The organism is Nitrincola tibetensis (genome assembly GCF_003284585.1).
Classification (GTDB): Bacteria; Pseudomonadota; Gammaproteobacteria; order Pseudomonadales; family Balneatricaceae; genus Nitrincola; species Nitrincola tibetensis.
Window position 1 is genome coordinate 80,737 of sequence record NZ_QKRX01000008.1, and the last position, 11,871, is coordinate 92,607.

An 11,871-nucleotide genomic window follows, 5' to 3' on the forward strand; every position below is an offset into this window, starting at 1 on the left:
CCGTATTATGTCGCAAAAATCCGTTATTTACCTCAAAGACTATACTGTACCCGCATTTTTAGTAGAAACGGTTGATTTACGTTTTGAGCTTGATGCAACGGCAACTTGCGTTGAGTCAGTGTTACGGATGCGACGTAATCCGCAAGCCTCTCCAGATGAATCACTGTGTCTGTTTGGACATGATTCCCTAGAGTTGTTGAGTCTGTCAATTGATGGCGTCGATTTGCCTAGTAGTGCATGGTTGCGGCAGGATGAAGTGTTGCGCTTGACTGTTCAGTTAAACGAAACATTTGAATTGCGCTGTGTCACAAAAATCAACCCTGAAGCGAATACCGCTTTGGAAGGGTTGTATCTGTCTGATGGGATGTTTTGCACTCAGTGTGAAGCTGAAGGGTTTCGGCGTATCACCTTCTACCCCGACCGTCCGGACGTTATGGCCGTTTTTACCACGACTCTCATTGCCAATAAAAACGAATATCCGATCCTGTTAAGCAATGGCAATCCAGTTGCGCAGGGCTCAGATGAAACGAATCATTGGGTGACTTGGCAGGATCCATTTCCTAAGCCTGCGTATTTGTTTGCGCTGGTTGCAGGCGATCTCAGTTGCGCAGAGGATACGTTTATCACCCAATCGGGTCGAGCGGTTAAGTTGCAAATTTATGCCGAGGCTAAAGACTTAGATAAGTTAGGCCATGCCATGGAATCCTTGAAACAGTCCATGCGCTGGGATGAGCGTGTCTACGGTCGTGAGTACGATCTCGATATTTACATGATTGTCGCCGTCGACTTTTTTAATATGGGCGCAATGGAGAACAAAGGACTCAATATTTTCAACACCTCTTGTGTGCTTGCGCATCCAAGAACAACAACAGATGCCGCCTTTCAACGGGTCGAATCCGTAGTTGCGCATGAGTATTTTCATAACTGGTCTGGAAATCGTGTGACCTGTCGTGACTGGTTCCAGTTGAGTTTAAAAGAAGGATTTACTGTTTTCAGAGACCAATGCTTTTCGGCAGATATGCACTCGGCTGCGGTTAGGCGTGTCGAAGATGTGACCCTGCTGCGTACTGCACAATTTGCAGAAGATGCAGGTCCTATGTCGCATCCGGTTCGTCCAGAGTCATTTATCGAAATTTCAAACTTCTACACGCTGACGGTCTATGAAAAGGGCGCTGAAATTGTCCGAATGCTGCATACATTGCTTGGAGAGAGTTTATTTCGAAAAGGCACGGATCTGTATTTTGATCGCCATGATGGTCAGGCGGTTACCACAGATGATTTTGTTGCTTGTATGGAGGCCGTTTCTCAACGCGATTTGACTCAGTTCAAGCGTTGGTACAGTCAAGCGGGTACGCCACGATTAGACGTGATTGATGACTATGATGCCGATCAGGGAACCTACTCATTGCGGTTTATCCAATCAACGCCGCCAACGCCAGGCCAGACCGAAAAGTATCCGCTGCATATCCCGCTGAACTTAGCGCTTTTCGATTCAAACGGAGAAGTGATTCCACTATCAAATGGACAGTCCTCGCAGTTGCTTGAATTGACCAATGAAGAAACAACCTTTGTAGTTGAAGGGCTGCATGAGCAGCCGATCCCTTCTTTATTGCGAGGTTTTTCGGCACCCGTCAAGCTTTTTTATCCCTATACAGAGGAGCAGCTTAGCTTTCTGTTGACCTATGAGATGGATGGTTTTTCGCGATGGGATGCGGGGCAGCAATTGGCGGTTCGCTTGCTACAAGCGCGAATTCTTAAAGGAGGAAAAGTTGAAGAAGAGTTGCCTAAAACCATTGTAGCTGCTTGGAAAGTCTTGCTTGAAAACGCATCGGATGATCCTGCAATGGCATCACTGTTACTGACCTTGCCAACCGAAGCCTATCTCAGTGAGATATCGAGTGTGATTGATGTCGATGCGATATTTCATGCGCGTCGGACTGTGCGCAGACAACTCGCGCAAGCGCTTGAGACTCAATGGTTAACGCTGTACAACGAGATGGGCAGTGAGGAGCGCTACCGTCCTGACTCTTCTGAAATGGCTCGCAGAAGCTTAAAAAATACGTGTTTGAGCTATTTGATGGCATTGGATAGCCCAACGTACTTGGCATTAGCCGAGCAGCAGTTCGCCGAGTCAGATAATATGACAGAACAGTTTGCGGCTTTATCCGCGGTTGTTTATTCTGTTTTTACCGATTCTGCGCGAGAAATGCTGGACGAATTTCTGAATCAATGGCAGCATGAGTCTCTCGTGATGAATCAGTGGTTAGCACTGCAAGCGGCCGATCCAAAAGCAGGTGCATTGTCTCGTGTCAAAGCATTGTTAGAGCATCCTGTGTATGATTCACGTAACCCAAATAAACTGCGTGCTGTGATTTCAACATTTTGTAATCAAAATACAGTGAACTTTCATGGATTGGATGGCGAGGGGTACCGCTTCTTAGCAGACAAAATTATAGAATTAGATAAACAAAACCCGCAGGTTGCATCACGCTTATTGACTCCCTTAACACGGTGGAAGCGTTATGATGACCAACGGCAGGCGTTGATGAAGGCACAACTACAGCGCATCATTGAGTCTGGGGATTTGTCGGGTGATGTTTATGAAGTTTTAAGTAAGAGTATGGCTTAACTTAGTCAAAGGTTGTATTGGATTGACTCGCTCCATTCGCCTAGCTTCGTTATACTCTGTTATAAAATGTTTTTAAAATAAACCATTGGGATAAGTAGAATGGAACGATTCTTAGTTGCAGACGACAAGTTTGATATTCAGCAGAATTTTCGCCGTGCATTAAAGTGCCAAGAACAGTTGAGCACTGCCAAAGAAGCAGTTAAAGAGGCCAAAGGTAGTCGAGTGTGGATTGTCGCTCTGATTATTTTGGTTTTTGCGATTAGCTCAAAGTTCTTTTTAGGTGCTGCAGCTGCACTTGCTGCGCATTATCTCTACCGAGTCATCCGTGCTTGGTACGCCGTTAGCCGTTCCGAAGAAGCGCTGGAAGAAAGTGAGCGTTGGTTCAGCTCCAAAGGGCTTAAGCTTGAAGGACGTGTCCTTTATTTCAATGAAGATAGCTTGCTAGAACGTCCACTTGATCCGTTCAATGACGAGCAGTATCGTTGAAATCTAAACAATAAAGGCCGCACTTGCGGCCTTTATTGTTTAAGGTGGGCATAGTTTTCAAGGTGAAATGAGCATAGGGCAAGGTTGATGGTGTACAGAGTTGCGCCCATTATGTTTACTCCGATAGAGGGCTTGATCTGCACTGCTGATTAAGTTTGATTTTAGCTTTTCAACGTCACGATAATATTGCGGGTGTTTTGGGTCACAAACGGTTAATCCAATTGAGCAGGTAACCTGTATCGACTCACCCTCTTGCCCATAAAAGGGCGTTTGGCTGATGGTGTTACGCAGCTCTTCTGCTATTCTTAATCCTGTGTCTAGCGAACAACTGGGCAGCAGTAACGCAAATTCTTCTCCACCGTAGCGTGCAACGCAGTCAAGAATTCGTCGCTTTTCTTTTAACAATTGTGCAACAGCACGAAGGACTTGGTCACCACTTAAGTGACCAAAACGGTCGTTAATCGATTTGAAATGATCTATGTCGAGCATCATGCAAACAAAAGGTTCACTTGATCGCTGGCAACGATTGATCTCGCGGCTCAAATGCTCATTAAAACTACGACGGTTGGCTGTGGTTGTAAGAGAGTCAATGCTGCTTAGGCGGACAAGTGTTTCTCGGCTAATACAGATCTCAATACAGGTTGATAAGACTGATGCAAGGTACATCACGTAATCGTAACTTAGAAACTGGCTGTAGCGCAGTTGATCATGGCTGCCAAGGTTTAAGGAGCCAATTAAGCAGTTATCCTGGATTAAGGGTAAAAGCACACAAGACTGAATAGACGCCGTATGAGGAAAGCAAAAGGTTCGAACGGTTTCGTTTGGCTCACCACAGAAATACGTTAAATCTGGAAACAGCTCATTAAGAGGGTCTTGTGATTTCAGCAAATGTAGCTCGGACTCTATTGAGTTCACTTCATAGCCCTGAAGAAGATCTCTTACGATATCTTCTGGGTCGAGCAACATAAGTGTTAAGCTTGATAGCTTAAAATCTCGCCTAAAGTCATTCAATAAATAGCTGACGAGCTCAACTAAGGTGGTGGATGACATAAGCTTGAGCTTTGCTTCAAAGAAAGAATGTAAGAGTTGGTCATTGTGATAGGCTTTTTGCCGCATAATCGTCAGCATGCGACGTAACTCTTTGTTTTCTTCCTCAAGAGAAATAGCGCGACTCATCCAGATATCCTTAGTTGGCTGTCCTGAATAGAATGTAAGGGCGTACAATCTGTATTAACGGTATCAACGTACATATTTACACTAAAGTTTAGCTGCGCCTAGTGTATACAAAAATGAATAAGGAGAGAATCACATGAACCTACTCTTAACAGGTGGTACGGGATTTATTGGGCGTGCATTGGTGAAAGCGCTGACTGATCGTGGCGATCATGTGATTGTCCTTTCAAGGACGCCACATAAGACGGCACAAGGTGTTCGGTATGTGCAGCACTTAACGGATATTTCGATTGATCAGCCACTGGATGCCGTTATTAACTTAGCGGGTGAGCCGATCTTAGATCGACGTTGGAGTGCGAGTCGCAAGCAGCTTTTGAGAGAAAGTCGTATTAAGACTACCGCTTCATTGGTTAAATGGTTAGGCGGATTAGAGCAAAAACCTGAAGTGTTAGTGAGTGGTTCTGCCATTGGCTTTTATGGCAGTCAACAAGAGTCCTTGATTTCTGAAGACAGTGCCATTGTCGAGGGCTTTACTCATCAGCTATGTGCGGACTGGGAAGCGGAAGCGCTTGCCGCTGAAGCCTTAGGAATCAGAGTTTGTTTGGCTAGAACTGGAGTGGTGCTGGGTCCTCAAGGTGGAGCTTTGGCAAAGATGCTTATGCCATTTAAGTTGGGCCTAGGTGGGCCAGTTGTGACGGGTAAGCAATGGATGTCTTGGATTCATTTACAAGACGAGGTGAGAGCGTTGCTTTATCTTGTTGATAATCCAGAGATTCGAGGTGCGTTCAATCTTACAGCACCAAGCCCTGTAACCAACGAAGTGTTTTCTAAAACTCTTGCTAAAGCACTTTGTCGGCCAGCTATTTTTAGAGTGCCGGAGTTTACCCTCGCTTTGATGTTAGGTGAAGGGCGCGAGCTACTCGTAAAGGGGCAGCGAGTTGTACCTACACGTTTAACCAGTCTCGGATTTGTATTTGACTATCCTGATTTACCTGGCGCAATTAGCGCGTCTATTTAAACAGGTCGCTTAAGGGTAACGCGTCGGTTTAAATGCTGATTCCAGCGTTGATAGAACGTGTAGCTCAGAACTATCAGCAACATTAATGTTGCTGTTATTAACCCTAGGCGTTGAGTATTGAAATCTTGATCCTCTCCTTTGTGAGGCTTGATAGATGGGCTTGTAGCGATATCGATCACTGCGGAGGGGATGAACTCAGATCCTATGGTAATCTCACCATGAGGTTTGCTAGTGATTCTGGCTTGATCTGATAAGGTGTCCCACCAGTGTATCTCAGTTCCAGGATGGGGGTATGTGCCTTCTAACTCAGGGGTTAACAGCCATAACTCTTGCAATACGCTCGTAACACCTTGGCTTGATAAATGCTCGTCACTTTGACGTCCGACGAGTGTGTAATGAGAATAGGCTTCTCCTGGCAGCAGATTATCGGGTAAGTGATCAGATGTGAGTCCTACCGCCGTTAGCGTGATGCTGCGCAAGAGTCTTGGTTCATCACCTAAGGGGAGGCTTCCTAGTGTGTCACTTAAAAACACATTTTCTGAAGGCAGCCAATGGCCATCATGCGTTTCGTGGGCCTGAGGTAAAACCTCAACTTCTAGGTCATCGGCCAGAAGCTCATCCAATAAAAACAGGTTCCCTTCGGGTAGTCTTAACGCAGGTCCCTCAATGCGGATATAACCCTCTTCATTGGGAAAGAGGGCAAAGCTGAACTCAGTGACTAAATAGGGTTCGCGGTTGACCTCGGCTGTGCGCGTATTCGGTGGTTGAAGACGAATCACGCGCCCTGACTCAATGTAGGGCGGGACAAACTCTGTGTCATCAGGTAAAGGCTGTCGATGAAATAAAGTAACATCCATAATCAGCTGAGCATTTTTATAGACGATCAAACGATCGAGCCTTGCCTCAATGACTAAATCGTTGAACTGAGCAGCAGTGGAGGCTGGAGCTCGCTCGCGGCCAGGGGTGATGGATAGCTGAATGGGTTCTGATATAAAGTTTTGCAGCTTCAGAGGAGGAAGCACAACGGAACCTGTTGTTTTAGCGCTGATGGGAATCTGCCAACGCGTTCTGGATTGCCGATTGCCAGCTGTGTGGGTGGTCACTAATGAACGTTGAATCGCACCAAGTCGGAAGTCCTGCTGCAAAGGGGATAGATCCGGTGGTAATTGAAAATCACCATTCGCTTCAATCGTCAAAACAGCACGGTCATCTAAGGTTAGGCTTTGGCGGTCAATATTGACTTGAAGCTCTGCAGCTACAGGAACTGAAATAACCCAACATATAAAAAAAACAGTAATAAAGGCTTGCTTAAGCTTAGTGTTCATATAATCTTATTCTTAAGTCTATAGGATTATTATCAAGTAAGGCATGGCTCTGTGCAATGAGTAAATTGTCTTACGTGGTCTAATCTAGTCTTAATATAATCAAAAAGAGAGTTTTTATGCCCCGTCAAGCTGTGGAAAGTAAATCTGAAATTCTCGCTAACCTAAAGCGAGAGGTTACAAACCGTTTAGCTGAGAGTAAGTCAGCGGCATTGCTTCGGTTTATGGATCGATTCTTCATGACCACTCCGGAGTTAGATCTGCAAAAATGGAGAGCAGATGACCTATTAGGTTCAGTGCTTTCGGTTTGGGAATTTTTCCAACAAAGCCAGCTTTCCGGTCCAAAAGTTAAGGTCTTCAACCCGGATTATGAGCAACACGGTTGGCAGTCAACACATACTGTTGTCATGGTGTTGGTGCCGGATATGTCCTTTATCGTTGACTCATTGCGCTTAGAATTAAATCGACAAAATGTAGCGACGCATGCCATTACCAATGCTGTTATTCGTGTCTCACGTGATGATCAAGGTCATTTTTTAGAGATGTCGGATAAAAGTCAATCGCGAGAGTCCATTGTTTGTATTGAAATTGACCGACATACCGACAAAGAAAGGCTTGAGAATATTCGTCAGGGGCTCTTGGCTGTTTTGAATGATGTGAAGGCGGTCGTTAATGACTTCGACCCTATGCTATCTGCACTTAAAAAACAGATGGCGCATTATGAGCATCAAGGGCAGCTTCATGGCCGTCCAGAAATTAAAGAAGCATCTGCATTTTTGGTTTGGTTAGAAAATAATTTTACATTTCTCGGTTATGAAGAGTTTGAGCGTGTCGAAAAAGAGACAGGCGCTCATTTCGAAATCAAGCCAGCGTCTGGCTTGGGTTTATTGCGTGATTGCGATACAGATTGCCGCTCTGAGTTGTTAGATGCAACGTTACAGCGTTCTCCACATATTCTGTTGCCTGATTTAATCAGCTTTTCTAAAGCTTCTGTCAAGTCACGTGTTCATCGCCCCGCCTATCCAGATTATATTAGTTTTAGACAGTTTGACGACCAAGGTGAGGTTTGCGGTGAGGTTCGGTTTTTAGGTCTTTATACCTCGTCTGTTTATACCCACTCACCGAGCGTGATTCCTGTTGTGCGTGACAAAATCAAAGCGGTTATGGATGGTGCTGGTTTTTATCCGAATGGGCACGATTGGAAAGAACTCTTACAGGTCATGGAAACCTTTCCTCGAGATGATTTGTTTCAGACACAAATCGATGATCTAAGTAAAATGGCACTGGGAATCTTGCAAATTCGGGAGCGCCGTCAAATTCGGTTGTTCCTGCGTCGAGATTATCAAGGTCAGTATTTCTCAGCATTAGTCTATGTGCCGCGTGATATTTACAGTACAGAGTTTCGTCTTAAGGCTGAAAATATCCTAAAAGCAGAGTTAGGTTGCGACTTAGCCGAATTTAATACCTATTTCTCTGAGTCAATCCTCGCACGGACACAGTTTAACCTTCGTTGTTCAAAGGGTGAGTCAGTTTCTGACGTCTTTGATGTACGTGAGATAGAGTACAAAATTCGTATTGCTGCACGTAGTTGGGATGAAGACTTGTACGATGCCCTGATTGAAGCCATGGGCGAAGAGCAGGGGATTCATGCTTTCAATCACTATGGTCGCGGATTTTCGGCAGGTTATCGGTCAGATTTCTCGGCTCGCTCAGCTGTGATTGATATCCAGCACATGAAAGGTATGTCGACAGAGTCGCCGATTGCTCTCAGTTTTTATCGAGCCTTCGACCGAGAAGAGGACGAGATCAACTTCAAACTCTTCCATTTTGGTCACTCTTTACCCTTGTCGGATGTTTTGCCAACCTTGGAAAATCTTGGTTTGCGCGTGATTGATGAGCACCCCTACCAAATTGAAGACAGCCAAGATAATTGCATCTGGATCCATGATTTCAATCTGCGTTTTTCGGGGAAACAGCATGCGTCAATCGAAGAGTTGCAAACCATTTTCACGGATGCGTTTCTAAGTATTTGGCGAGGAGTCAGTAGTAGTGATGACTTTAACCGCTTAGTTCTGGGTGCGGGTCTGAACTGGCGAGAAGTATCTGTTTTACGTGCATACGCCTCCTACATGAAACAAATACGTTTCCCGATTAGTACAGAGGCCGTTAGCCTTGCATTAAACAACCACGTTCCAATTGCACGTGATCTGATTCAGCTGTTCAACGCTCGTTTGCATCCGCAGCAATCGAACTTGGATTTGGCTAGTAGAATTGAAGAGCGCGTTTTAACCGCGCTAGACGACGTGAGTAGCTTAAATGAAGATCAGGTTATTCGACAGTATCTGGCGTTGATCAATGCGACATTGCGAACCAACTATTTTCAAATGTGCAAGGGGCAGTCTAAAGGCTATCTGTCCTTCAAGCTCTCTCCAGCACAGGTTCCATTTGTACCGCAGCCTTATCCTATGTTTGAGATATTTGTCTTTTCACCAAGGGTTGAGGGGGTACATTTACGGGGTGGTAAAGTTGCGCGCGGAGGCTTACGTTGGTCTGATCGAAATGAAGACTTTAGAACGGAAGTCTTGGGCCTAGTTAAGGCACAGCAGGTTAAAAATGCGGTGATCGTGCCTGTTGGAGCGAAGGGGGGATTTGTTGCTAAGCGCCTTAATAGCCGCATGACGAGAGATGAGTGGCTAGAAGAAGGGATTGCCTGCTATAAAATTTTCATTAGTGCTTTGCTCGATATTACAGACAATGTTATCGACAACGAGGTTGTACCGCCTAAGGATGTGGTAAGGCATGATGAAGACGATACCTATCTAGTTGTCGCGGCGGATAAGGGTACCGCTACTTTTTCAGATATCGCCAATGGAATTGCTGAATCTTATCAGTTCTGGTTAGGTGATGCCTTTGCATCCGGTGGGAGTCAGGGGTACGACCATAAAAAGATGGGGATTACGGCTCGTGGTGCCTGGGTGTCAGTTGAGCGTCATTTCCGTGAAATCGGAATTAATACGCGCTATCAGCCCTTTACGGTCATAGGCATTGGTGACATGTCCGGGGATGTATTTGGTAATGGACTATTGCTGTCAGATCAAATTAAATTGGTCGCTGCCTTTAACCATATGCATATATTCATCGATCCAAATCCGGACCCACAAGCAAGCTTTGTTGAGCGTAAGCGTTTATTTGAGTTGCCAAGGTCAGGATGGATGGATTACCAGTCATCGCTTATCTCTAAGGGGGGGGGTGTTTTTGAACGGTCTGCAAAATCCATAACCTTAACGCCTGAGATGCAAGCACTCACGGGACTGACTCAAACTCGTATAACGCCAACTGAATTGATCTCTGCACTGTTAAAGTCTCAAATTGATTTGTTGTGGAATGGAGGTATTGGTACCTACGTGAAAGCCAGTACCGAGACACATGCGGATGTGGGCGATAAAACCAATGATGCATTGCGAGTTGATGGTAATGAGTTGCGTTGTAAGGTTGTCGGAGAGGGTGGTAATTTAGGGATGACGCAATTAGGGCGAATGGAGTTTGCTCGCAATGGCGGTCGTTTAAATACCGACTTCATTGATAACGCAGGTGGCGTTGATTGCTCCGACCATGAGGTCAATATCAAGATCTTGTTGAACGGTTTGGTGGCAGCAGGCGATTTAACCCTCAAACAACGTAATCAGCTGTTGCTGGATATGACCGATGAAGTCTCTGGGCTGGTCTTAAAAAACAATTACCGTCAGGTTCAAGCGATCACCTTAGCAGAGCGTCGTTCGCTGAAGGCAATGGCTGAATATCAGCGCTTTATTAACAAGCTAGAGTCTGAAGGTAAGCTTAATCGTAAGCTGGAGTTCATTCCATCTGATGATAAACTAGAAGAGCGTCGAATGAGTGGTTTAGGGTTAACTCGTCCAGAGTTGTCTGTGCTGGTTTCATACAGCAAGGCTGACTTGAAAGCAGAGTTGCTTAAAACAGATGTTCCGGATGATGCATACCTTGCACGCGAGTTGGTAACGGCTTTCCCCAATAAAATGGTGAAAATTTACAATGAGCCTCTTAAGCAGCATAAGCTCTGTAGAGAAATCGTTGCGACTCAAATCGCCAATGAAATTGTTAATCTTATGGGTGTCAACTTTGTAGATCGTTTGGTGACAACAACGGGCACTGATATTAGTACGGTTGTTCGCTCGTATGTGTTGGTTCGAGATGCCTTTGATTTGCCTAATTTGTGGAAGCAAGTTGAATTTCTAGATTATGAGGTCGATGCAGAGGTTCAGCTAGAAATGATGGAGCGTCTTCAGTACTTAGTTCGTCATGCTGCACGTTGGTTTGTCCGTAATCGCAGAGCCGGAATTGATTGCTCGTCTGAAACCGAATACTTTGCCGACTCGATCAAGAACATTAGTCTTACCCTAGGAAATTTATTGTGTGGAGAGCCGAGGGCTGAATGGGAAGAAGCCTACCAGCGTTACACAAATGCAGGTGTACCATCCGAACTTGCGAAAGTTGTGGCAGGCTCCGGTGTGCTGTTCACAGCGCTTGGCATTATTGAAGTGACACGTCAGCTTGAGGTTCCCTTAACTCGTGCAGCGCAGGCTTTCTTCAGTTTGGGGGAACGATTAGAATTGCATTGGTTTGCGGGTCAGTTAAATGAGCTGCATGTTGATAGTTATTGGCAGGCCTTGGCGAGAGATTCATTCCGAGATGATCTTGAGTGGCAGCAGCGTGCACTTACCGCAACCGTGTTGCAGGTTGATACCGAGGCAAATGAGGTTGCACTCGATGCTTGGATTGCTTTAAATAAAACGCATTTGGAGCGTTGGGATAAGGTTCTGTCTGACCTGAAGCTGGCGAAGACTCAAGATTATGCAATGTATACCGTTGCCGTTCGTGAGTTGTTTGATCTTGCGCGAACCTGTAAGTCATCTTAATTAAGCTGGTAGTTACCCTTCAAACTGCCGGCATCTGTCTGGCAGTTTGAATGAAATACGCAGTTTTAGATGTAAAAATTTCTCGTAATGAATTTTTAAAATACTACAAAGGCGTGGCCTCTCGTGTCTCAGTGCGGGCACGAGATGGCCGACGTTTTCACCTGCCTGCATCTGTGTTTACGCGCTTTTTATCTCACCATGGCGTCAATGGTAGTTTTATTATTTATTTTTCGGAAGAGGGAAAGCTGATTCAGATTGATCGTATGTCAAACTGATGGCTGTCATTCGATCCTTGCAAAGATTATAATG

7 protein-coding genes are annotated in these 11,871 nt (G+C 45.3%); 5 read left to right on the plus strand and 2 right to left on the minus strand.

What is annotated here, in order from left to right; genetic code table 11:
* The first annotated feature begins 7 nt into the window (after nt 1-7).
* A complete protein-coding gene (gene pepN / locus DN062_RS11715; RefSeq protein WP_112159513.1) occupies nt 8-2,629 on the plus strand; it encodes an aminopeptidase N in 2,622 nt (873 codons plus the stop codon).
* A gap of 99 nt (nt 2,630-2,728) precedes the next feature.
* On the plus strand, nt 2,729-3,115 hold the full coding sequence (locus DN062_RS11720) for a hypothetical protein (RefSeq protein WP_112159514.1): 387 nt from the start codon (nt 2,729-2,731) through the stop codon (nt 3,113-3,115).
* A gap of 57 nt (nt 3,116-3,172) precedes the next feature.
* Here DN062_RS11720 and DN062_RS11725 read toward each other — a convergent pair whose 3' ends face one another.
* Nucleotides 3,173-4,291 carry a DUF484 family protein gene (locus DN062_RS11725; protein ID WP_112159515.1) on the minus strand — a complete coding sequence of 373 codons (1,119 nt, stop codon included), beginning with the start codon at nt 4,289-4,291 and terminating at the stop codon, nt 3,173-3,175.
* A 133-nt stretch (nt 4,292-4,424) separates the two neighbouring features.
* Here DN062_RS11725 and DN062_RS11730 point away from each other — a divergent pair, with 133 nt between their 5' ends.
* Nucleotides 4,425-5,306, plus strand: coding sequence for a TIGR01777 family oxidoreductase (locus DN062_RS11730; RefSeq protein ID WP_112159516.1), 882 nt, complete (start codon nt 4,425-4,427; stop codon nt 5,304-5,306).
* Here DN062_RS11730 and DN062_RS11735 read toward each other — a convergent pair.
* A complete protein-coding gene (locus DN062_RS11735) occupies nt 5,303-6,631 on the minus strand; it encodes a BatD family protein (protein ID WP_112159517.1) in 1,329 nt (442 codons plus the stop codon). The two genes, DN062_RS11730 and DN062_RS11735, sit on opposite strands and share 4 nt — an antisense overlap.
* Before the next feature lie 116 nt (nt 6,632-6,747).
* On the opposite strand from DN062_RS11735, the gene DN062_RS11740 reads away from it, so the two are divergent.
* Both DN062_RS11740 and DN062_RS11745 read left to right on the plus strand, forming a co-directional pair.
* Nucleotides 6,748-11,562 (plus strand): NAD-glutamate dehydrogenase, encoded by a 4,815-nt coding sequence (locus DN062_RS11740; RefSeq protein ID WP_112159518.1) that lies wholly within the window; start codon nt 6,748-6,750, stop codon nt 11,560-11,562.
* Between the two features lie 50 nt (nt 11,563-11,612).
* Nucleotides 11,613-11,837: a DUF2835 domain-containing protein gene (locus DN062_RS11745; RefSeq protein ID WP_112159519.1), complete on the plus strand. Its 225-nt coding sequence runs from the start codon at nt 11,613-11,615 to the stop codon at nt 11,835-11,837.
* Nucleotides 11,838-11,871 lie beyond the last annotated feature (34 nt).

Coding starts and splice junctions, on each gene's coding strand:
- DN062_RS11740 (WP_112159518.1), top strand. CDS start 6,748: ATGCCCCGTCAAGCTGTGGAAAGTAAATCTGAAATTCTCGCTAACCTA.
- DN062_RS11720 (WP_112159514.1), top strand. CDS start 2,729: ATGGAACGATTCTTAGTTGCAGACGACAAGTTTGATATTCAGCAGAAT.
- DN062_RS11735 (WP_112159517.1), bottom strand. CDS start 6,631: ATGAACACTAAGCTTAAGCAAGCCTTTATTACTGTTTTTTTTATATGT.
- DN062_RS11725 (WP_112159515.1), bottom strand. CDS start 4,291: ATGAGTCGCGCTATTTCTCTTGAGGAAGAAAACAAAGAGTTACGTCGC.
- DN062_RS11745 (WP_112159519.1), top strand. CDS start 11,613: ATGAAATACGCAGTTTTAGATGTAAAAATTTCTCGTAATGAATTTTTA.
- pepN (WP_112159513.1), top strand. CDS start 8: ATGTCGCAAAAATCCGTTATTTACCTCAAAGACTATACTGTACCCGCA.
- DN062_RS11730 (WP_112159516.1), top strand. CDS start 4,425: ATGAACCTACTCTTAACAGGTGGTACGGGATTTATTGGGCGTGCATTG.